Source organism: Rhodococcus sp. NPDC055024 (assembly GCF_053608585.1).
In genome coordinates this window covers 311,512-332,891 of sequence record NZ_JBSGVT010000003.1, presented here as the reverse complement: position 1 = coordinate 332,891, position 21,380 = coordinate 311,512, and the positions used below count along the sequence as shown (strand labels likewise).

General features: G+C 64.6%; 20 protein-coding genes. 19 read left to right on the top strand and 1 reads right to left on the bottom strand.

Annotation, left to right across the window (positions count from 1 at the left end):
- The first annotated feature begins 1 nt into the window (after position 1).
- The 13 genes from ACWF6P_RS10245 to ACWF6P_RS10185 all read left to right on the top strand — a co-directional run bounded on the left by ACWF6P_RS10245 (position 2) and on the right by ACWF6P_RS10185 (position 15,607).
- Positions 2–568: a PH-like domain-containing protein gene (locus ACWF6P_RS10245; protein WP_003944773.1), complete on the top strand. Its 567-nt coding sequence runs from the start codon at positions 2–4 to the stop codon at positions 566–568.
- The gene (gene carA, locus ACWF6P_RS10240; RefSeq protein WP_378544355.1) at positions 565–1,740 is read left to right on the top strand and encodes a glutamine-hydrolyzing carbamoyl-phosphate synthase small subunit; all 1,176 of its coding nucleotides are present in this window, start codon (positions 565–567) and stop codon (positions 1,738–1,740) included. The genes ACWF6P_RS10245 and carA overlap by 4 nt, the downstream gene beginning before the upstream one ends.
- Positions 1,740–5,096, top strand: a complete 3,357-nt coding sequence (gene carB, locus ACWF6P_RS10235) for a carbamoyl-phosphate synthase large subunit (RefSeq protein WP_452620936.1) — start codon at positions 1,740–1,742, stop codon at positions 5,094–5,096. The genes carA and carB overlap by 1 nt, the downstream gene beginning before the upstream one ends.
- Positions 5,093–5,914 carry an orotidine-5'-phosphate decarboxylase gene (gene pyrF / locus ACWF6P_RS10230; protein WP_378445944.1) on the top strand — a complete coding sequence of 274 codons (822 nt, stop codon included), beginning with the start codon at positions 5,093–5,095 and terminating at the stop codon, positions 5,912–5,914. Before carB ends, pyrF begins: the two co-directional genes overlap by 4 nt.
- 57 nt (positions 5,915–5,971) lie before the next feature.
- Entirely contained in the window at positions 5,972–7,171 is a 1,200-nt protein-coding gene (locus ACWF6P_RS10225; protein ID WP_452620935.1) for a glycosyltransferase 87 family protein, read from the top strand.
- 369 nt (positions 7,172–7,540) lie between these two features.
- Positions 7,541–7,861 carry an integration host factor, actinobacterial type gene (gene mihF / locus ACWF6P_RS10220; protein WP_003944825.1) on the top strand — a complete coding sequence of 107 codons (321 nt, stop codon included), beginning with the start codon at positions 7,541–7,543 and terminating at the stop codon, positions 7,859–7,861.
- A 33-nt stretch (positions 7,862–7,894) separates the two neighbouring features.
- A complete protein-coding gene (gmk, locus tag ACWF6P_RS10215; protein ID WP_230815545.1) occupies positions 7,895–8,494 on the top strand; it encodes a guanylate kinase in 600 nt (199 codons plus the stop codon).
- A gap of 98 nt (positions 8,495–8,592) precedes the next feature.
- A complete protein-coding gene (gene rpoZ / locus ACWF6P_RS10210) occupies positions 8,593–8,892 on the top strand; it encodes a DNA-directed RNA polymerase subunit omega (protein WP_003944996.1) in 300 nt (99 codons plus the stop codon).
- Complete coding sequence (gene coaBC / locus ACWF6P_RS10205) at positions 8,889–10,187, top strand: bifunctional phosphopantothenoylcysteine decarboxylase/phosphopantothenate--cysteine ligase CoaBC (protein WP_452620934.1); 1,299 nt, start codon at positions 8,889–8,891, stop codon at positions 10,185–10,187. The genes rpoZ and coaBC overlap by 4 nt, the downstream gene beginning before the upstream one ends.
- Before the next feature lie 188 nt (positions 10,188–10,375).
- Positions 10,376–11,590, top strand: a complete 1,215-nt coding sequence (gene metK, locus ACWF6P_RS10200; protein WP_230815546.1) for a methionine adenosyltransferase — start codon at positions 10,376–10,378, stop codon at positions 11,588–11,590.
- Positions 11,591–11,615: 25 nt separating this feature from the next.
- Positions 11,616–13,634, top strand: a complete 2,019-nt coding sequence (locus ACWF6P_RS10195) for a primosomal protein N' (RefSeq protein WP_378445946.1) — start codon at positions 11,616–11,618, stop codon at positions 13,632–13,634.
- 190 nt (positions 13,635–13,824) lie between these two features.
- Positions 13,825–14,493 (top strand): PadR family transcriptional regulator, encoded by a 669-nt coding sequence (locus ACWF6P_RS10190; RefSeq protein WP_452621009.1) that lies wholly within the window; start codon positions 13,825–13,827, stop codon positions 14,491–14,493.
- Between the two features lie 94 nt (positions 14,494–14,587).
- Complete coding sequence (locus ACWF6P_RS10185) at positions 14,588–15,607, top strand: esterase/lipase family protein (RefSeq protein ID WP_452620933.1); 1,020 nt, start codon at positions 14,588–14,590, stop codon at positions 15,605–15,607.
- Between the two features lie 27 nt (positions 15,608–15,634).
- On the opposite strand, the gene ACWF6P_RS10180 is transcribed toward ACWF6P_RS10185, so the two are convergent.
- Positions 15,635–15,841, bottom strand: a complete 207-nt coding sequence (locus ACWF6P_RS10180) for a hypothetical protein (protein ID WP_003944900.1) — start codon at positions 15,839–15,841, stop codon at positions 15,635–15,637.
- Positions 15,842–16,129: 288 nt separating this feature from the next.
- Between ACWF6P_RS10180 and fmt the strand changes: the two genes are divergently transcribed.
- The 6 genes from fmt to ACWF6P_RS10150 all read left to right on the top strand — a co-directional run bounded on the left by fmt (position 16,130) and on the right by ACWF6P_RS10150 (position 21,330).
- The gene (gene fmt / locus ACWF6P_RS10175; RefSeq protein ID WP_452620932.1) at positions 16,130–17,053 is read left to right on the top strand and encodes a methionyl-tRNA formyltransferase; all 924 of its coding nucleotides are present in this window, start codon (positions 16,130–16,132) and stop codon (positions 17,051–17,053) included.
- Positions 17,050–18,498, top strand: coding sequence for an RsmB/NOP family class I SAM-dependent RNA methyltransferase (locus ACWF6P_RS10170; protein WP_283304634.1), 1,449 nt, complete (start codon positions 17,050–17,052; stop codon positions 18,496–18,498). The genes fmt and ACWF6P_RS10170 overlap by 4 nt, the downstream gene beginning before the upstream one ends.
- Positions 18,499–18,538: 40 nt before the next feature.
- On the top strand, positions 18,539–18,886 hold the full coding sequence (locus tag ACWF6P_RS10165; RefSeq protein ID WP_283304635.1) for an MmcQ/YjbR family DNA-binding protein: 348 nt from the start codon (positions 18,539–18,541) through the stop codon (positions 18,884–18,886).
- Between the two features lie 85 nt (positions 18,887–18,971).
- Positions 18,972–19,655 (top strand): ribulose-phosphate 3-epimerase, encoded by a 684-nt coding sequence (rpe, locus tag ACWF6P_RS10160; protein ID WP_230815552.1) that lies wholly within the window; start codon positions 18,972–18,974, stop codon positions 19,653–19,655.
- 8 nt (positions 19,656–19,663) lie between these two features.
- Positions 19,664–20,716 carry a bifunctional diaminohydroxyphosphoribosylaminopyrimidine deaminase/5-amino-6-(5-phosphoribosylamino)uracil reductase RibD gene (gene ribD, locus ACWF6P_RS10155; RefSeq protein ID WP_452620931.1) on the top strand — a complete coding sequence of 351 codons (1,053 nt, stop codon included), beginning with the start codon at positions 19,664–19,666 and terminating at the stop codon, positions 20,714–20,716.
- Between the two features lie 5 nt (positions 20,717–20,721).
- Positions 20,722–21,330, top strand: a complete 609-nt coding sequence (locus ACWF6P_RS10150; protein ID WP_003944892.1) for a riboflavin synthase — start codon at positions 20,722–20,724, stop codon at positions 21,328–21,330.
- Positions 21,331–21,380: the final 50 nt, after the last annotated feature.

The following is a 21,380-nucleotide window of genomic DNA, read 5'->3' as shown; positions in this document are numbered from 1 at the left end:
CATGGACAGAGCACTGTGGATCATCGGTCTGGCGATCTTCTGGGTCGCGATGATCGGCCTGATGTACGTCGGCTGGCGTGGACGCGCTCGACGCCAGAAAGACAAGATCGGCGAGTTGCCGACGGTACCGGCAACCCTGGGTGAACTGCTCGTCCTGCCGACCACCGGCCTGTACGTCGGCAGCACCATTGCGCCCAGCTGGCAGGACCGCATCGCCGTCGGCGACCTCGGTTTCCGCGCCACCTGCGAGATCAGCCGCTACAGCGGCGGAATTCTCGTCGAGCGTGACGGTGCGTCGGCGATCTGGATCCCGGAGAAGTCGATCCGCGCGATCCGCACGGAGAACGGTCTTGCCGGCAAGGTCATGAGCAAGGACGGCGTCCTGGTGATTCGCTGGGAATTGCCGAGTGGAACCGAGATCGACACGGGCGTGCGCGGTGACGACAAGACGGTTTATCCGGACTGGGTCAAGCCGGTAACTGCTTCGAACAAGACCGCTTCGAACAAGACGAATGACAATGAAGACGCAAGCTCTGGCGACATCGAGCAGAACGGAAAGAACGCATGAGCGGCTTTGACAACAGCCCCGCAGTACTGGTCCTCGAAGACGGACGGGTGTTCCGCGGAACCACCTTCGGTGCGGTTGGACAGACCCTGGGCGAAGCGGTGTTCAGCACCGGCATGACCGGCTACCAGGAAACGCTCACCGATCCCAGCTACCACCGCCAGATCGTGGTTTCCACAGCGCCGCAGATCGGCAACACCGGCTGGAACGACGAAGACGACGAGTCGGTCGGACCGACAGGCGAGCGTGCCGGCGCCAAGATCTGGGTCGCCGGCTACGTGGTCCGCGATCCTTCTCGGGTTACTTCGAGCTGGCGTGCAACGGGCTCGCTGCAGGCCAAGCTCGAAGAGCAGGGAATTGTCGGAATCGCCGGTATCGACACCCGCGCCCTCGTTCGCCATCTGCGCACCCGCGGCTCGATGAAGGCCGGTGTCTTCTCGGGTGAGGCAATCGCCGCCGATGACGAACTGGTCCGACGGGTTCAGGATCAGCCGACCATGCTCGGCGCCGATCTTGCCGGTGAGGTCAGCACCACCAGCGGCTACGTCGTCGAGCCGAAGGGCGGGGAGGCGCTCTACACCGTTGCCGCCATCGACCTCGGTATCAAGACCAACACCCCGCGCATGTTCGCCGAGCGTGGCATCCGCGTGCACGTGTTGCCGTCGAACGCGAGCCTCGAGCAGATCCTCGACCTGAAGGCCGACGGAGTGTTCCTCTCCAACGGTCCGGGCGACCCGGCCACCGCGGACGGCGCCGTCCACCTCACCAAAGAGGTCATCGGGCAGGGCTTGCCGCTGTTCGGTATCTGCTTCGGCAACCAGATCCTGGGCCGCGCCCTCGGCCTGAGCACGTACAAGATGAAGTTCGGCCACCGCGGCATCAACATCCCGGTGATCGAGCATCAGACGGGTCGCATCGCGATCACCGCGCAGAACCACGGCTTCGCGCTCGAAGGCGAAGCCGGTCAGGAATTCGACACACCGTTCGGCCGCGCCGTGGTCAGCCACACCTGCGCCAACGACGGAGCTGTCGAAGGTGTTCGCCTGCTCGACGATTCGGCCTTCTCGGTGCAGTACCACCCGGAAGCCGCAGCAGGACCGCACGACGCTGCGTACCTCTTCGACCGCTTCACCAGCCTGCTCTCCGCACGGAAAGAAACCGGAGTCAAGAACTAATGCCACGCCGTACAGATCTCAAGCACATCCTGGTAATCGGCTCCGGTCCGATCGTCATCGGTCAGGCCTGCGAGTTCGACTACTCGGGGACCCAGGCCTGCCGCGTCCTCCAGGAGGAGGGCCTGCGCGTCAGCCTGGTCAACTCCAACCCCGCCACCATCATGACGGACCCCGAGTTCGCCGACGCCACGTACGTCGAGCCGATCACGGCCGAGTTCCTCGAGAAGGTCATCGCCAAGGAAGCCTTGCAGGGCAACAAGATCGACGCCGTCCTCGCGACGCTCGGCGGTCAGACTGCTCTCAACGCCGCCGTGGCGCTTCACGAGCAGGGAATCCTCGAGAAGTACGACGTCGAACTGATCGGCGCCGATTTCGACGCCATCCAGCGCGGCGAGGATCGCCAGAAGTTCAAGGACATCGTCGCCAAGGTCGGTGGCGAATCCGCGAAGTCCGCAGTGTGCTACACGATGGACGAAGTACACGCCACGGTCGCCGAACTCGGTTACCCGGTTGTCGTGCGCCCGTCCTTCACCATGGGCGGCCTCGGTTCCGGCATGGCGTACGACGTCGACGATCTCAACCGGATCGCCGGTGGCGGTCTGGCTGCCTCGCCGACGGCGAACGTCCTGATCGAGGAATCCATCCTCGGTTGGAAGGAATACGAACTCGAACTCATGCGTGACAGTCGCGACAACGTCGTGATCGTCTGCTCCATCGAGAACGTCGACCCCGTCGGTGTCCACACCGGTGACAGCGTGACGGTCGCCCCGGCGATGACGCTGACCGACCGCGAGTACCAGGCGATGCGCGACCTCTCCATCGACATCCTGCGTGAGGTGGGCGTCGACACCGGCGGCTGCAACATCCAGTTCGCGATGGACCCGGCCGACGGCCGCCTGGTTGTCATCGAGATGAACCCGCGCGTGTCCCGCTCGTCGGCTCTGGCGTCCAAGGCGACCGGCTACCCGATCGCGAAGATGGCCGCCAAGCTGGCCATCGGCTACACGCTCGACGAGATCGTCAACGACATCACCAAGGAAACCCCGGCCTGCTTCGAGCCGACACTCGACTACGTCGTCGTCAAGGCTCCGCGGTTCGCTTTCGAGAAGTTCCCGGGAGCCGACGGAACACTGACCACCACGATGAAGTCGGTGGGCGAGGCCATGAGCATCGGCCGCAACTTCACCGAGGCATTCGGCAAGGTCATGCGCTCGCTCGAGACCAAGCGTGCGGGGTATTGGACCGGGGCCGACGTCGAGGCGGAGAGCCTGGACGCACTGCTCGTCGATCTGAGCGTTCCGCAGGACGGCCGCATGTACGGCATCGAGAAGGCATTCGCCCTCGGCGCAACTGTCGAGCAGCTCTTCGACGCCACCAAGATCGATCCGTGGTTCCTCGACCAATTCCAGCAGATTCACGAGCTCGGCGAAAAGCTGCGCGCTGCAGAGGCTTTCGACGAGGCTGCCCTCCGTCAGGCCAAGTACCACGGCATCTCGGACCGCCAGATCGCGGCTCTGCGCCCCGAACTCGGTGGTGACACGCACGCAGGTGAGGACGCCGTTCGCGCTCTGCGTGATCAGCTGGGCGTGCGCCCCGTCTACAAGACCGTCGACACCTGCGCCGCAGAGTTCGAGGCCAAGACGCCGTACCACTACTCGACCTACGAGCTCGACCCCAACGCCGAGTCCGAAGTTGCTCCGCAGACCGAGCGACCCAAGGTTCTGATCCTCGGATCGGGCCCCAACCGCATCGGTCAGGGCATCGAGTTCGACTACTCGTGTGTCCACGCGGCGCAGACGCTGTCCGAAGCCGGGTACGAGACCGTCATGGTCAACTGCAACCCCGAGACCGTCTCGACGGACTACGACACCGCTGATCGCCTGTACTTCGAGCCGCTCACGTTCGAGGACGTCTTCGAGGTCTACCGCGCGGAGGCGCAGTCGGGCACCGTTGCCGGCGTCATCGTCCAGCTCGGCGGCCAGACCCCGCTCGGATTGGCGAAGCGTCTCGAAGCTGCCGGTGTCCCCATCGTGGGAACCAGCCCCGCAGCCATCGACCTGGCCGAGGACCGCGGCGAATTCGGCCGAGTGCTGACCGAAGCCGGTCTGCCCGCACCGAAGTTCGGCACCGCCACCACGTTCGACGGCGCCCGCGAGATCGCAGCCGGTATCGGCTACCCGGTGCTGGTGCGCCCGTCGTACGTGCTCGGTGGACGCGGCATGGAGATCGTGTACGACGAGGCGTCCCTCGCCGACTACATCTCGCGTGCCACGGAGATCTCCGACGACCGCCCGGTTCTGGTCGACCGCTTCCTCGAAGACGCAGTCGAGATCGACGTCGACGCTCTGTGCGACGGCACCGAGGTGTATCTCGGCGGCGTCATGGAACACATCGAGGAAGCCGGTATTCACTCCGGTGACTCGGCGTGCGCGCTCCCGCCCATCACCCTGGGCCGGGCGGATCTCGAAAACGTTCGCCGTTCCACCGAGGCTCTCGCGAAGGGCATCGGCGTCAAGGGTCTGCTCAACGTCCAGTACGCCCTCAAGGACGACATCCTCTACGTGCTGGAAGCGAACCCCCGCGCCAGCCGCACGGTTCCGTTCGTGTCCAAGGCGACCGCCGTGCAGCTGGCCAAGGCATGTGCCCGCGTGATGCTCGGCGAATCCATCGCCGATCTGCGCGCAAGCGGCATCCTGCCGGCGACCGGCGACGGTGGAAACACCCCGGCCGGTGCACCGATCGCGGTCAAGGAAGCTGTGTTGCCGTTCAACCGCTTCCGTCGCGCCGACGGTACCGGCGTGGATACCTTGCTCAGCCCGGAGATGAAGTCCACCGGTGAGGTCATGGGAATCGACTTCGACTTCGGTACGGCTTTTGCCAAGTCGCAGACCGCTGCCTACGGATCGTTGCCCACCACGGGCGCGGTGTTCGTCTCGGTCGCCAACAAGGACAAGCGTTCGCTGATCTTCCCGGTCAAGCGCCTGGCGGATCTCGGATTCACCATCCTTGCTACCGAAGGAACCGCAGATGTCTTGCGGCGCAACGGTATCGAGTGCAAGCAGGTCTACAAGCAGTCGGGTGAAGATGTTCCGGCCGGTGCCGAGACCATCGTCGACCAGATCCGCAGCGGTGAGGTCGCCATGGTCATCAACACGCCGTACGGCAACAACGGCCCGCGCGTCGACGGCTACGAGATCCGAAGCGCAGCAGTCGCGTCGAACATCCCGTGCATCACGACGGTCCAGGGCGCCTCGGCGGCTGTGCAGGGCATCGAAGCGGCCATCCGCGGCGACATCGGAGTTCACTCCCTGCAGGAACTGCACGCAGGTCTTCGTCAGCCGGCACAGCAGTCGTGAGTCACAGTTGGGGGCATCGTCTCCGGTCCGCGATCGCGGACCGGGGGCGGCTGTGCGTCGGTATCGACCCGCATCCCGCGCTTCTCGACGCGTGGGGACTGCCACGTACGGCTGAAGGCCTCGAGACTTTCGCCGAGATCTGCGTCGAGGCGTTCACCGGTGAGGTGGGGCTCGTCAAACCTCAGGTTGCGTTCTTCGAGGCGTACGGCAGCGCCGGATTCGCCGTCTTGGAGCGGACCATTTCGGTCCTTCGCGATGCGGGAACGCTTGTCGTCGCGGACGCCAAGCGTGGTGACATCGGGTCGACCATGGACGCGTACGCGCAAGCCTGGTTGGGCGATTCGCCGTTGACCTCCGACTCGGTCACCGTCTCGCCGTACCTGGGGTTCGGGGCGCTGGCTCCCACACTCGAACTGGCAAGACAGAACGCACGCGGGATCTTCGTGCTGGCACGAACGTCCAATCCCGAAGGTGGCGTACTTCAACAGTCGTCGGCCGACGGTGTGAGTGTGGCTCAGTCGATCGTCAACGCTGCGGTCGACGCGAACGCAGACGGCCGCGACACCGTCGGACTCGTGGTCGGTGCCACTCGGGACCACGGACTTGACCTGTCCGACTTCAACGGCCCGATTCTCGCTCCGGGGCTCGGCGCGCAGGGCGCGACGGCAGCGGATCTCGCAGACATCTTCGCGGGATCGACGGAACTCCTGCTGCCGAACACTTCCCGTGGAGTGCTCCAGCATGGTCCTTCGGTATCGGCACTTCGGGAGGCAGCAATGCGTGACCGGGACGAGATCGAAGCCGCATTGGCGAACTGATCCGTGAGTGACCTCGAGGCTCGTTCGAGCGGTGGAACCCGGTGGTACCGTCCGTCGGTGAATCGTTGGTGGCGGATCGGACTTCTCATCGCGGCGTGTGCGCTGCTGGCCACCGGGTTCCAATCCGTCACCGGCGTACACGGCGACGATCTCGCCGTGTACCGGACGGCGGGCCAAGCCGTCCTCGACGGCTCGAACCTGTACGACGAGTCGTTCAACGCGAGATTGCCGTTCACGTATCCGCCTTTCGCTGCGCTCGTCGCCGTTCCGGTCGCCTTGGGTTCCTGGGGTGCGGTCCAGTGGGGATGGAGTTTTGTCAGCCTCCTGATGCTGGCCGCGATCATCGTGCTCAGCTATCGCGAAGTCCCGTTCACACGTCGGCGGCCCGTCGTCGTCTACGTGGGTTTCCTGGTCCTGTGGACGGTGGCATCGCCGATCTCCGATCACCTCGGGTACGGGCAGGTCGGATTGTTCCTGACGCTCCTGTGCCTGGTCGACGTGCTGGCTCGGCCACGGTGGATTCCCGAAGGTGTGCTGGTGGGGATCGCCGGGGCAGTCAAACTGGTGCCACTCGTCTACATCGGCTACTACGTGATCACCGGGCGTTGGAAAGCAGTTGCGGGCGGCCTCGCCGGCTTCCTGGGCGCCACGGCGCTCGGCTTTGCCGTTCTCCCGCGCCAGACGATCGACTACTTCGGTGACATCGCCTCACTCTCGGGGCGCGTCGCGGTCGGTGACCCGTCCGTGTTCGGCAACCAGTCCGTGCGTGGGATGGCCTTGCGGCTACTTCCCGAGGGCCTGGTGGGTCCCGCATGGCTCTTCGCCTGTGCAGTGTTGGGTGTCCTCGGAATCGTCGCAACGCGGCGTGCTCAGCGCCTGCGGGGTGATCTTGCCGGTTTCACGGTGGTGGCTCTGCTGGCGGCGATCGTGACGCCCATTGCCTGGACCCACCATTTCGTGTGGTTGGTGCCTGCGGTGGGCGTGCTGCTGGTGCCGATCAAGTCGGGCATGGGGGAGGGCACTCGATCGGTGCCCGTGTGGTCCTGGATAGCGATCGCCCTCACCGCTGCCGTCGTGCTGTTTCGGCTTCCTCGCGTCGGCGCGGACATGGATGTCCGGGTCTTCGGCTTCGTTCTGGAGAATTCATTGCTCTGGGCGAGTCTCGCGGTGGTTCTCGCTCTGGCTGCCCCCGGCGTGAGCCGCACCGAACCCGAGACGGTCGACGCCGACGATCCGAAATCGTCGCTGCAGACCTGAAAACAGGCCGCGACACGCGCATAGGCGCCGAAAATGCTCGAAAATTTTGAATGTGTCAGCGACCACGTTCATTCCCGCAGGTAACGATTTCGCACACATACACGGGGCCGTCGTGCCGCAATTGTCGAAATACTTTGTGTTACAGTCTATTTCGGTACTGTACGCACGTTCATGTTGCGCCGAATCCGTCTCGATCTCGCTGAAAATGGCGACGATCCGTGACATCGATTCGTCGCGCATAACCCACCGCGATCCGCATCGGACCGCGGGGGGTGGGTTAGCAATTCGCGCCAGGCGTGAGTACGGTCGCTATCGCTGCTGGTTATCAGCGGAATAGACAAAATTTGCACACGACGAGACGGAGGAACCGTGGCCCTTCCCCAGTTGACTGATGAGCAGCGCGCTGCTGCTTTGGAGAAGGCAGCTGCTGCCCGCAAGGCCAGGGCTGAGCTCAAGGAGCGCCTGAAGCGTGGCGGCACCGACCTCAAGCAGGTCCTCAAGGACGCCGAAGACAACGAAATCTTGGGCAAGATGAAGGTTTCGGCACTGCTCGAGGCACTGCCCAAGGTGGGCAAGGTCAAGGCTCAGGAGATCATGACCGAGCTGGAGATTGCACCGACCCGTCGCCTTCGTGGCCTCGGTGATCGGCAGCGCAAGGCTCTGCTCACCAAGTTCGACTTCGAGGCCTGAGCCGACAAGTGATTGCTGACGCAACAGTGTCTGATGATTGCTGACGCAACAGTGTCAGAGAGCAAGACCGCAGTGCGGAGGGGTCGGCTGGTTGTACTGGCCGGCCCTTCGGCTGTCGGTAAGTCCAGCGTCGTTCGCGAGCTGAGAACTCGGTTGCCCGAACTTGTCTTCAGTGTTTCGGCGACCACTCGCGATCCCCGTCCGGGTGAAGTGGACGGCAAGGACTACCGATTTACCTCCCGCGAAGAATTTCAACGGATGATCGACTCCGGTGAACTTCTCGAATGGGCGGAAATCCACGGCGGCCTGCAGCGCTCAGGCACTCCCGCAGTTCCGATCGAAGAAGCACTCGAAGCTGGAAAGCCCGTTCTCGTCGAGGTCGATCTCGCCGGAGCACGAGCTGTCCGGAAAGCGATGCCCGAAGCTTTGTTGGTGTTCATGGCACCGCCGAGTTGGGACGTTCTGGTTCAACGGCTGACCGGACGGGGCACCGAAACGGAAGACGTCGTGGCGCGCCGACTCGAGACGGCTCGAGTGGAATTGGCCGCACAGGACGAGTTCGACACGGTCATCGTGAACGAGGATGTAAGCCGTGCTTGCGATGAGTTGGTATCCTTGTTGGTCGGGAACTGATTCCGCAACCTTCGGAAACCGATTTCCGCCCCGTTTCTCAGATATCCGGAACGATAAATCTAGTTCTTCAACGAAGATCTAATTCAGGAGACACAAGAGTGAGCAGCACTTCAGCCGCGTCCGCAGCAGGTCAGGGCGCTCTGCCTGCCTACGACACCCCGCTCGGCATCACCAACCCGCCGATCGACGAGTTGCTCGAACGCACCTCTTCCAAGTACGCCCTGGTCATCTACTCGGCCAAGCGTGCGCGCCAGATCAACGACTACTACAACCAGCTCGGTGACGGCATCCTCGAATACGTCGGACCCCTGGTCGAGCCCGGTCTGCAGGAAAAGCCGCTGTCCATCGCGTTGCGTGAAATCCACGCTGATCTCCTCGAGCACACCGAAGGCGAGTGAGCGCCACGTCTGCCGCACCCGAACCTCGTTCGGGTGTCGGGGGAGTGTCCGACGCACCCACATCGATACGTAAGCGCATCGTCGTCGGTGTCGGTGGGGGTATCGCCGCGTACAAAGCGTGCTCGATCATCCGCAGCTTCACCGAGAGTGGTCATCACGTCCGCGTGATTCCGACCGAATCCGCTCTGGAGTTCGTCGGCCGCGCCACGTTCGAAGCACTCTCCGGCAACCCGGTTCACACCGGCGTCTTCAACGACGTCCCGCAGGTTCCGCATGTCCGTCTCGGGCAGGAAGCCGACCTCGTCGTCATCGCGCCGGCTACAGCTGATCTGATGGCGCGAGCCGTCATGGGCCGCGCAGACGACCTGTTGACGGCCACTTTGCTGACTGCTCGCTGTCCGGTCGTCTTCGCCCCCGCAATGCACACCGAGATGTGGGAACACCCCGCAACGGTGTCCAATGTCGCGACACTGCGCTCGCGCGGCGTCCACGTGATCGAACCTGCCTCCGGGCGTTTGACCGGTAAAGACACCGGAGCGGGGCGACTTCCCGAGCCTGACGAAATCGTCGGTTTGGCGTCGTTGCTCCTCGAGCGCTCGGATGCATTGCCGCGAGACCTGGAAGGTCGCCGCATTCTGGTCACCGCCGGCGGTACTCGCGAGCCCCTTGATCCCGTGCGTTTTCTCGGTAATCGCAGCTCGGGCAAACAGGGGTACGCACTCGCCCGTCTGGCCGCACAACGCGGCGCGCACGTCACACTGATCGCCGGCTACACGGCCGATCTCGCCGACCCTGCTGCCGTCGACGTCGTGCACATCAAGACGGCCGAAGATCTCCGACTGGCAGTGGAGAAGCACGCGCCCGGACACGACGGAGTCGTCATGGCTGCGGCTGTCGCGGACTTCCGCCCCACCACCGTCGAAGGCAGCAAGATCAAGAAGGGCGCAAACGAACCCGACTCGATCAGCCTCACTCGGAATGCCGACATACTTGCCGGCCTCGTCGAAGCGCGTCGTGACGGCGATCTGGATGCTCGAACGGTCATCGTCGGATTCGCCGCAGAGACCGGTGACGCTCACGGTGACGTCCTCAGTTACGCCCGTTCCAAGCTTGCCCGCAAAGGCTGCGACCTTCTCGTCGTCAATGCTGTCGGCGAGGGCAAGGCATTCGAGGTCGATCACAACGACGGTTGGCTGCTCGGTTCGGACGGTTCGGAGTCCGCTCTCGAGCACGGATCCAAGGCCTTGATGGCCAGCCGAGTGCTCGACGCCCTGGTCAAGCTCTTCCCCGAGTAGCGACACGCGCCCGGTGGTGAGAGTTACCCCACGATAATCGGGTGAGTGCAAGGGTGTTGCGCAGGCGGTCCAACCGTTATCGTCGGCTCAGCCCCCAGCTAACAAAGCATGACAAAACGGTCACCGAACGGTGATTCGGATACTTCAATAAGCTGTAGTCAAGAACTCAGTCGTCGAGAGGGAGATCTGTGAGCAAGTCCGGCAGTCGGCTATTCACCAGCGAGTCCGTCACCGAGGGGCACCCGGACAAGATCTGTGACGCGATCAGCGACTCGATCCTCGACGCGCTGCTCACCCAGGACCCGCGCGCTCGCGTGGCCGTCGAGACGCTGGTCACCACCGGCCAGGTTCACGTAGCCGGCGAGGTCACCACCACTGCGTACGCGGATATCCCGAAGATCGTGCGCGACACGGTCCTCGAGATCGGCTACGACAGCTCCGCGAAGGGTTTCGACGGAAACTCGTGCGGCGTGAACGTCGCGATCGGCGCCCAGTCGCCCGAGATCGCGCAGGGTGTCGATCACTCGCACGAGGCTCGCGTCGACGGAATCAGCGACGACGAGATCGACCGTCAGGGTGCAGGCGACCAGGGCCTGATGTTCGGCTACGCCACCACCGACACCCCGGAACTGATGCCGCTGCCCATCGCGCTGGCGCATCGTCTTTCTCGCCGGTTGACCGAGGTCCGCAAGTCCGGCGTGCTGCCGTACCTGCGCCCGGACGGCAAGACCCAGGTCACCATCGAGTACGACGGCGACAAGGCCGTTCGTCTCGACACCGTGGTCATCTCCACCCAGCATGCAGCGGACATCGATCTCGACAACCTGCTGACGCCGGACCTTCGCGAGAAGGTACTCCACTCGGTGCTGACCGACGTGAACCTCACCGACCTGGACACCTCCGACGTTCGTCTGTTGGTCAACCCGACGGGCAAGTTCGTCCTCGGTGGGCCGATGGGTGACGCCGGTTTGACCGGTCGCAAGATCATCGTCGACACGTACGGCGGAATGGCTCGTCACGGCGGCGGCGCGTTCTCCGGCAAGGATCCGTCAAAGGTCGACCGCAGTGCTGCCTACGCCATGCGCTGGGTAGCCAAGAATGCGGTTGCCGCAGGTCTGGCCGATCGCATCGAGGTGCAGGTCGCCTACGCCATCGGCAAGGCAGCTCCGGTCGGCCTCTTCGTCGAAACCTTCGGCACCGAGAAGACCGATCCGGCACGGATCCAGAAGGCGATCACCGAGATCTTCGACCTGCGTCCGGGAGCGATCATTCGCGACCTCGACCTGCTGCGCCCGATCTACGCGCAGACGGCGGCGTACGGTCACTTCGGTCGCACCGATATCGAGCTTCCGTGGGAGAGCACCGATCGTGCCGACAAGCTGCGTAGCGCAGCTGGTCTCTGATCACTGACGTACAGACGGGGCGCGGGTGGGCGCGGAAAGAGTAGCGGCAGAAGTCGATCCGGTCGCCCGGGTGCTGCCGATGCTCCCGCTCGCTCACCTCGACCGTGAATTCGACTACCTCGTTCCTCGTGAACTCGAAGCGGATGCGCAGCCCGGAGTCCGGGTGCGTATCCGCTTCGCTGGTCGGTTGGTGGACGGCTTCATCGTCTCGCGCGAGGCAACCAGTGACCACCAGGGGAAGTTCGGCTGGCTCGAACGCGTCATCTCGTCCGAGCGGGTCCTGACGGCCGAAATCGCGCAGGTAGTCGACCGCGTGGCCGAACGCTACGCCGGAACCCGTGCCGATGTTCTCCGCTTGGCGGTACCGCCGCGCCACGCGAAGGTCGAAGCCGAAGTGTGGGAGCCTGCCGAGCCGCCGTCCGCTCCGGAACCGATCGAAAATGGTTGGCATCTCTACAGATTCGGTGACGCATTCCTGACCGCGATTCGCGAATCGAAAAGTCCGCGCGCAGTCTGGCAGGCGTTGCCCGGCGAAAACTGGCCCTTGCGTCTGGCCGAACTCGCCGGCGCTGTAGCGGCAAGCGGGAAATCCGCGATTCTGGTTGTGCCCGACCAACGCGACCTGGACCGCGTCGTCGCCGCATGCACCGAACTCTCCGGAGCTGATGCAGTGGTGGGTCTGTCCGCGGGACTGGGACCGGCCATGCGATACCGAAAGTGGCTCGCTGCGCTGCGCGGGACCGCCCGGATCGTCGTCGGCACGCGGAGCGCTGTTTTCGCGCCGACCCCCGAGACCGGTCTGGTTGTCGTCTGGGACGACGGCGACGACAATCTCTCCGAGCCGCGGTCGCCGTATCCGCATGCCCGTGAAGTTGCCGTCCTGCGTGGCTACGTCGCCGGGTGCGCGGTTGTGATCGGCGGGTTCTCACGAACGGCAGAAGCCCAAGTCCTCGTCGATTCGGGGTGGGCGCACGATCTGGTCGCCACGCGGGACGTCGTTCGGGCCCACGCACCCAAGATCACGGCGCTGGCCGACAGCGATCAAGCCTTGGCCCGCGATCCGGGAGCCAGAGCGGCTCGTTTGCCCGCTATTGCATTCGCGGCCGCCCGGCGCGCTCTGGGTGAGGGCAACGGAGTCCTGGTGCAGGTGCCTCGGCGGGGGTACGTACCGACCTTGGCCTGCGGAAAGTGCCGTGCCCCGGCACGGTGCCGTCGGTGCAACGGCCCATTGGCGCTTCCCGCTGCGGCTGGCCCGGACGGCGCCGGGACGCCGGCGTGCCGCTGGTGCGGGGTTGCCGATGCCGCCTACCGTTGTCATGCGTGCGGCGCGAAAGCACTGCGCGCAGTGGTGGTCGGCGCCGGCCGCACTGCAGAAGAGCTCGGGCGCGCGTTTCCCGGAGTGAAAGTCGTGCTGTCCGGGGGCGGTGACGTGGTCAAGGAACTGCCGCACGGGCCCGCGTTGGTGGTTTCGACGGTCGGTGCGGAGCCGGTGATGACGGGCGGCTACGGCGCCGCGCTTCTGCTCGACGGTTGGGCGTTGCTCGGTCGGCCGGACCTTCGCGCCGCCGAGGAAACGCTCAGACGCTGGATGTCGGCTGCTGCCATGGTGATTCCGCTCTCCGAAGGCGGGGAAGTTGTGGTTGTCGCGGACTCGGGTATCCCGACGGTGCAGGCATTGGTCCGGTGGGATCCGGTGGGGCACGCACAGTCTCAATTCGAGGAGCGAGACGAGGTCGGCTTTCCTCCGGCTGTGCACATGGCTGCGATCGACGGTGGATCCGCCGCGATCGCGGAGCTGGTGGAGTCGGCTGAACTACCGGCGAGTGCTGTGCTGCTCGGCCCGGTGGAATTGCCTGCGGGGGAGCGGCTTCCGTATTCCGGCGAGGACGAGAGCGGTGTCGCGCCGGAGCGAATGCTGGTCCGCGTCCCACGCAAGGACGGTCGCGGCCTTGCGGACGCTCTGGCACATGCGAGGGCCGCGCGCAGTGCGCGGAAGTCTTCGGGTCCGGTCCGCATTCAGATCGACCCACGCCGCATCGGCTGATTTTCGAGTTCTCCAAGGCATGCTTGTGTGCAGCAAAAATCTTGCGCAACCCGATATGGCGATATATCGTCGAACTATCAACGATAGTGATGGAGGTTCGACGATGGATGCAAGTTTCCCGAACGAGGGGATGTTCGGCCGGCGCGGTTTCTTCGGCGGTTTCGGCCGTGAGCAACGGCCACCATTTGTGATGTGGGTGCCGACGGACGACGGCGCGTCGGGTGATGGTCCCGGCGATCGAGACGGTGGACGACGCGGTCGACCGCACGAGCGTCCGGGCTTCGGCGACATGCCACGCAGAGGCCACCGACGAGGGCGATTCGGTCCCGACGGCGGACCCGGCCCCGGCTTCGGTCCGGGCGCACAGTTCGGTCGTGGGCGAGGACGTGGTGGCCGCGGTCGTCGCGGAGACGTGCGCGCTGCGATTCTGCTCTTGATCGCCGAAGAGCCGATGCACGGCTACGAATTGATTCAACAGATCGTCGAGCGCAGCGGCGGCGTCTGGAAGCCGAGTCCGGGCTCCATCTATCCCGCCCTGTCCCAGCTCGAGGACGAAGGTCTGGTGATCATCGACAAGGTCGCCGGTCGCAAGACCGCGAAGCTGACCGAAGAAGGGGTCGCGTACGTCGAGGAGCATCGCGCCGATCTCGGAGCGCCGTGGGATGACGTTCGTCTCAGTGTGGGAGAGCCGGAGCAGGACCTTCGTGAGCTGATCGGTCAGCTGATGGGCGCAGCCGGTCAAGTGGCCGCTGTAGGCACGCCCGCGCAGGTCAAGGCCGCAGCTGACGTGCTGGTCGAGGCACGCAAGTCGCTGTACCGAGTGCTTGCCGGTGACGATGCCGGTGAAGGCGGCAATTGAGACGTCAGATACCTACTGTTCGGTAGGGTATGCGCCCCGAACTTTCTGGTGTTACGGTCAGCTCCCTCGTAGGATCAGAGCAGGAGCAGGAACAATGTCTGGCGTCAAACGGTCTGTGGGACTGACATTTTCGGTAGCGGTGGCGCTGCTGATCGGAGCACCGCCCGCGATATCGGCTGCCGCACCGGCGCTCCCGTCCGCGAGTGCCGACGCGATGGACGTTCCCCTCGACATCGGCCCAGGCCAGGTGTCCCGTTCCGTGGCCACCGCATTCGCGCATGCGCATCCCGGATCTGCCCCAGCCGGGTCGAATGATTTCGGATGTGCGCCCTCCGCAGCGCATCCCCGGCCGGTTGTGCTCGCCCACGGGACCGACACCGAGGCGTACGCGGATTGGGCGGCGCTGTCACCCGCACTCGCCGAGGACGGCTATTGCGTCTTCGCCCTCAACTACGGCGGTGCGATCAAAGAAGAACACGGGGACGTCGCACACGAGACCTACGGCGTCGGCGACATCGTCGGTAGTGCCACCGCGTTCGGCTCCTTCGTCGATCAGGTACTGAGTGCGACAGGCGCGGACAAGGTCGACGTGATCGGCTACTCCCAAGGCGCGACGGTGACGCGGTACTACGTCAACAAGTTGGGCGGGAACCAGTACGTCGACCATTGGGTCGGGTTGGCATCGCCGACGTACGGCGGCGTGATGTTCGGGTTGGTTCCGATCGTCCGCGCGATCCCTGGCGGAGAAGACTTCGTCGAAGAAGTCTTCTCCCGAGCTGTCCGCGAGCAGATGCAGGGTTCCGATACGTTGAACGCCCTCAACGACGGCGGCGACACCGTGCCCGGTGTGCGCTACACGACAATCGGGTCGACTGTCGACGAGATGATCCAGCCGTCCTCGAACATCGCACTGCGCGACGCCGGTTCGGAGAACATCGTCCTCCAGGATCTGTGCCCGTCCAACCTGACCGGTCATTTCCGCATGCCGTACGACCCCTACGTGATCGACGTCATCCGGTCGGTCCTCGACCCCGATGCCGAGCGGCACGCTTCGTGCAGCGCGGTGCCGCTCGGCACGGATATTCCGCAAGTGGTCATCGACGCCAATTCGTGAGCGCCGAGTTCACGTGGGTTGGAATCTTTACTCGGCGAGCTTGGCAGTGGCCTGTGCCCAGAGGAAGAACTTGTTGGTTCCGAGATCGCGGACGGTCTTGATGTTGAACGCTGCCTTCAAATGCTCTGCATCCGAATCGCTTACACCGTTGAGTGCCGCGACCGGGGCATCCGCCAATTCTTCGACGGACTTTCCTGCGTAGGCCTTGTCGAACTTACTGTCGATGCCTGCCATCTAAGTTCCTCCGTGTGATCGGTGTATCCCGTATCAGCCTTCGCCGAGTGGCGACGACAGAGACAGTCAATACCGACAACCGGTGAATCTGCAGGGTTCTGATCAAAGAAATTCTCGAGAAAGTGGTTCGGTGTGGCGCGAGGTAGGTCGCAGCTCGTGCAGTCCTTAGACTGAGAGTTCCATCCACCGACACATCCGGGAGCATTTTCGTGAGTTGCAGTCCACCGCGTTCGACAGGCCGATCGGCTGATCAGAGTCCGAAGAGCCCACCGAAACGGGAGAGCTGACATGCGCGTCGTGTTCGCCGGGACGCCGGAACCCGCTGTTCCCTCCTTGCGTCGGCTGATCGAGTCGGCCAACCACGAAGTCGTCGCTGTCGTCACGCGTCCGGACGCCGTTGCCGGTCGAGGCCGAAAAGTCACCCGATCGCCGATCGGATTGCTCGCCGACGAGCACGACATCCCGGTGCTGACACCGGCCAAGGCGTCCGATCCCGACTTCGCGGCCGAACTCGCACGGCTCGAACCGGACTGCGCACCCGTCGTCGCCTACGGAAACTTGTTGCCGCAGAACGTACTCGACATCCCGAAATTCGGCTGGGTCAATCTTCATTTCTCCCTGCTCCCCGCCTGGCGCGGTGCCGCGCCTGTGCAGGCCGCGATCAGTGCCGGTGACGAGGTGACCGGAGCCAGCGCGTTTCGTTTGGAAGCCGGCATGGATACCGGCCCGGTGTACGGAGTGATGACCGAGCGCATTCGTGACACCGACACCGCAGGCGACCTACTAGGGCGTCTGGCGGAAAACGGCGCCGCTCTGCTCGAATCGGTACTCGACGGGCTCGAAGCCGGCGAGATCAACGCCGTTCCACAGTCTGCCGACGGCGTCTCGTACGCCCCCAAGGTGACGGTGGACGCTGCCCGTGTGAAGTGGGAATTGCCCGCGCGCACCATCGACCGTCACATCCGGGCCGTCACCCCCGCGCCCGGGGCGTGGACGATGATCGGTGACCTACGGGTCAAGGTCGGGCCGGTCACCGTCACGGACGAGACCCTGCCAATCGGTGAGATCTCGGTACGCAAGGATGGTCTGTACATCGGTACCGCAACCACCGCGGTACGACTCGGGCAGATTCAGCCCCCGGGCAAGAAATTGATGTCGGCAGGGGACTGGGCACGCGGTGCCCGACTCGACGCGGAGGTACGAGCACAGTGACCGAATCACGACGACCGGCACGACGGACACAGGGTCCCGGAGCCAAGAACGCGGCCGGCGGAAAGAACACCAAGCCGAAGCAGGCCAAGCGCCCGGATCCGGCCACCGCCGGGCTCGATCAGCCGCGCCTGGCTGCGCGCGACGTACTGCGCGCGGTCCGTGAGCGTGACGCGTACGCCAACCTGGTGCTGCCCGGACTGCTTCGCGATCGCAAGCTCGACGCGCGCGACGCTGCGCTGGCAACCGAACTCGCGTACGGCGCCGCACGCGCGCAGGGTCTGTTGGACGCGGTCATCGCGCACGCAGCGGGTCGACCGATCGAGGAGATCGACGGGACCCTGCTCGACGTTCTCCGTCTGGGCTCGTATCAACTGCTGCGGACCCGCGTTGCCCCACACGCCGCTGTTGCCACCTCGGTCGACCTCGTTCGCGCCGAAAACGGTCAGGGCCGAGCAGGATTCGTCAACGCAGTCCTGCGTCGTGTCTCCGAACGCACCCAGGACGAGTGGGTCGAGTTGCTGGCCCCGAAGGACCCGATCGGCCGACTCGCCTTCGAGCACGCTCACCCTCTGTGGATCGCGCAGGTGTTTTCGGATTCGCTCGGCGCCGCAGCCGGAGAGCTCGAAGACGTCCTGATCGCCGACGACGCCCGCCCCGCCGTGCACCTCGTCGCCCGCCCCGGTGAGATCTCCGCCGAGGAGCTCGCGCTGGTGACCGGCGGCGAGATCGGGCCGTACTCGCCGTACGCCGTCCATCTCGACGGCGGTGACCCCGGACAGCTCGAGGCGGTTCGCCAAGGCTTGGCGGGCGTGCAGGACGAGGGCAGTCAGCTGGTTGCCCGCGCCCTCAGCATTGCTCCTCTCGAAGGTGAAGACGCCGGCCGCTGGCTCGACCTCTGCGCAGGTCCAGGAGGTAAGGCGGCGCTTCTGGGCGCTCTGGCCGGCATCGAAGGCGGACGGCTCGACGCCGTCGAGCCCGTCGAACACCGTGCCGAACTGATCCGCAAGACCACTCGCGAGCTTCCCGTGGACGTGCACGTGGCGGACGGCCGCGAATCCGGACTCGAACCCGGATACGACCGCATTCTCGTCGACGCTCCCTGCACCGGCTTGGGCGCCCTGCGTCGGCGCCCGGAAGCTCGTTGGCGTCGCCAGCCGTCCGATGTCGCGCCGCTCGTGAAGTTGCAGCGCGAATTGCTCGCCGCTGCAATCGAACTGGTACGCCCCGGCGGAGTGGTGCTGTACTCGACGTGTTCGCCGCACCTGTCGGAAACGCTGGCAGTCGTCGCCGACGCAGTGCGGCGTCACGGCGTCGTGGAACTCGACACCAAGGAATTGGTGCCCGGTGTTCCGGACGTCGGAGACGGGACTTCGGTTCAGTTGTGGCCGCACCGGCACGGCACGGACGCGATGTTCATGGCCGCTTTGCGCAAGCCGCTGGCCTGATCGGATGACTTCTGAGCATCGGTAGTCGTATGGTGCCTACATGGTTACGTGGGAACAGGTTGTAGTACTGGGTTCGGCTCTTCCCTCCGTGGAGGAGTCGACCTCGTACAACACCCCGGCACTCAAGGTGGCAGGCAAGACTTTTGCGCGACTCCGCACCGAAGCGGAGGGCGCTTTGGTTTTGATGTGCGGTCTGGACGAGAAGGAAGCGCTACTCGCCAGTGGTGAGGCGCCTTTCTTCACGACAGATCACTATCACGGGCACGGCTCCATCCTCGTGCACCTCGAACTGATCGACGAGGTGCAATTGGCGGAGATGCTCGAAGATGCGTGGCGAATCAAGGCTCCGGCCAAGGTGCGCAAGCTTCGCAGTGTCGTGAAGAACTGATCGGAGTGCGCCTGTCCAACGGTGTGGCCGTTCTCTGATGACGGGCATGCACGGTCGGCAATGAAGCACAGCTAAACTCGGCGTCGTGGCTTCCCCGATGATTGCACCGTCCATTCTGTCCGCAGATTTTGCTCGACTCGCCGATGAAGCGACTGCCGTGTCCGGCTCCGACTGGCTTCACGTCGACGTAATGGACGCGCATTTTGTTCCCAATCTCACGCTCGGTCTGCCCGTCGTCGAGAGTCTGCTGAAGGCGACGGATATTCCGCTCGACTGCCACCTCATGATCGAGAACCCGGAGCGCTGGGCACCGCCGTACGCCGAGGCCGGCGCGTACAACGTCACGTTCCACGCCGAGGCCACCGACGATCCGCGTTCGGTTGCCCGCGACATTCGCGCGGCGGGCGCAAAGGCCGGGCTGAGCGTCAAGCCGGGAACCCCGATCGACGACTACCTCGAAATCCTCAAGGACTTCGACACCCTTCTGATCATGAGCGTCGAACCCGGCTTCGGCGGCCAGTCCTTCATGCCGCAGGTGCTCGACAAGGCACGCGCAATTCGCAAGCTCGTCGATTCGGGTGAGCTGACGCTGCTCGTCGAAATCGACGGCGGCATCAACGCTTCCACGATCGAGCAGGCAGCGGAAGCCGGTATCGACTGCTTCGTCGCCGGTTCGGCGGTGTACGGAGCCAGCGATCCCGGTGAGGCGGTGCGCAAGCTCCGTGCGCAGGCTGCCTCGGCGTCGCCGCACCTGACGCTGTCGGTCTGAGCCGCTCGATGGCAAAGGGTGGACAGGCGTCGACGGCTGATCTCGACGCCGCGATGCAGATCGCGCTGGCCGCAGCTGATTCCGCGCGCGGATTCACCAGCCCCAACCCGCCCGTCGGCGCGGTCATCCTGGCGGCCGACGGCACCATCGCGGGCGTCGGTATGACGCAACCGCCCGGCGGACCGCACGCGGAGGTCGTGGCTCTCGACGAGGCCGGCGATGCAGCGCGTGGCGGTACGGCAGTGGTGACACTGGAACCGTGCAATCACCAGGGACGAACCGGACCCTGCTCACAGGCGTTGATCGACGCCGGAGTCTCGGCAGTTGTCTACGCAGTCGGTGATCCCAATCAGGAAGCCTCCGGCGGCGCAGCGACGCTCATGCGAGCCGGCATCAGCGTGACGGCCGGCCTGCGAGCACCCGAGGTGGAAGCTGGTCCACTGCGATCCTGGCTGCACAAACAGCGCACCGGTCGCCCGCACATCACGTGGAAATACGCGGCCAGTCTGGACGGACGCAGCGCCGCCGAGGACGGAACGAGTCAGTGGATCACCGGTCCGCAGGCGAGAGCGCGCGTGCATGCGCAGCGGGCACAGATCGACGCAATTGTGGTCGGCACCGGCACCGTGTTCGCCGACGACCCGTGGCTGACGGCGCGTCAGCCCACGGGTGAGCTCGCGGGGCACCAGCCCGTGCGCGTCGTCGTCGGAAAACGTGAAATACCTTCGACTGCAAGCGTTCTCGATGACACCGCACCGACTCTGGTACTCAACACCGACAACATCGACGAAGTAATCGAGGCGTTGGGGGAGTACACAGATGTACTACTCGAAGGTGGGCCACGTCTGGCCGGAGCATTCCTCGCCGCCGGATATGTCGACGTCATCGAGGCGTACATCGCGCCGATACTTCTCGGCGCGGGCGCTTCGGCGCTCGTCGATGCCGGCGTGCACACCATTACCGACGCCCACCGATTCCGTTTGGAGTCCGCGGTAACGATCGGCCCCGATATTTTGTTGAGTCTGGTTCCGGAGAGTTCTGCTCCGGGGAACGAGGAGTAGGGCGCGTGTTCACAGGAATTGTGGAAGAACTCGGCGAAATTGTCGCCAAGGAAGAACTGGTCGATGCTGCACGGTTCACGGTGCGCGGGCCACTGGTCACCTCCGACGCCGGTCACGGTGATTCGATCGCGGTCAACGGGGTGTGCCTGACGGTCGTCGACGTGCTTGCCGACGGTTCGTTCACCGCAGACGTCATGCAGGAAACGCTGAACCGCTCGAGCCTGGCGAAGTTGGACGTCGGTTCTCGCGTCAACCTCGAGCGTGCCGCGGCGCTGAACAGCCGACTCGGTGGCCACCTGGTTCAAGGGCACGTCGACGGAACGGGCCATGTAATCTCCCGCTCGCCTTCCGAGAACTGGGAGGTAGTGCGGATCGCATTGCCGGACTCCATTTCCCGTTACGTCGTGGAGAAGGGTTCGATCACCGTCGACGGTGTCTCGCTGACGGTTTCCGCGCTGGGCGGCGACCGTGGGTTCGAGTACTTCGAGATCTCACTGATCCCCACGACGTTGGAGTTGACGACGCTCGGTACCGCGGTGGTCGGCACTCCGGTGAACCTCGAGGTGGACGTGATCGCGAAGTACGTCGAGCGGCTTCACTCTGCCGGTCGGTAGGACCAGGCTGATCGGACCCGTCCGATTGGTCGTAGGGTTGTGAGTGCATC

What these genes read in the sequence shown, in the direction of transcription:
- ACWF6P_RS10245 (WP_003944773.1), top strand. Translation starts at nt 2, where the DNA reads ATGGACAGAGCACTGTGGATCATCGGTCTGGCGATCTTCTGGGTCGCG.
- carA (WP_378544355.1), top strand. Translation starts at nt 565, where the DNA reads ATGAGCGGCTTTGACAACAGCCCCGCAGTACTGGTCCTCGAAGACGGA.
- carB (WP_452620936.1), top strand. Translation starts at nt 1,740, where the DNA reads ATGCCACGCCGTACAGATCTCAAGCACATCCTGGTAATCGGCTCCGGT.
- gmk (WP_230815545.1), top strand. Translation starts at nt 7,895, where the DNA reads ATGATTGCTGACGCAACAGTGTCAGAGAGCAAGACCGCAGTGCGGAGG.
- ACWF6P_RS10190 (WP_452621009.1), top strand. Translation starts at nt 13,825, where the DNA reads ATGTGGGTGCCGACGGACGACGGCGCGTCGGGTGATGGTCCCGGCGAT.
- ACWF6P_RS10185 (WP_452620933.1), top strand. Translation starts at nt 14,588, where the DNA reads ATGTCTGGCGTCAAACGGTCTGTGGGACTGACATTTTCGGTAGCGGTG.
- ACWF6P_RS10180 (WP_003944900.1), bottom strand. Translation starts at nt 15,841, where the DNA reads ATGGCAGGCATCGACAGTAAGTTCGACAAGGCCTACGCAGGAAAGTCC.
- fmt (WP_452620932.1), top strand. Translation starts at nt 16,130, where the DNA reads ATGCGCGTCGTGTTCGCCGGGACGCCGGAACCCGCTGTTCCCTCCTTG.
- ACWF6P_RS10165 (WP_283304635.1), top strand. Translation starts at nt 18,539, where the DNA reads ATGGTTACGTGGGAACAGGTTGTAGTACTGGGTTCGGCTCTTCCCTCC.
- ribD (WP_452620931.1), top strand. Translation starts at nt 19,664, where the DNA reads ATGGCAAAGGGTGGACAGGCGTCGACGGCTGATCTCGACGCCGCGATG.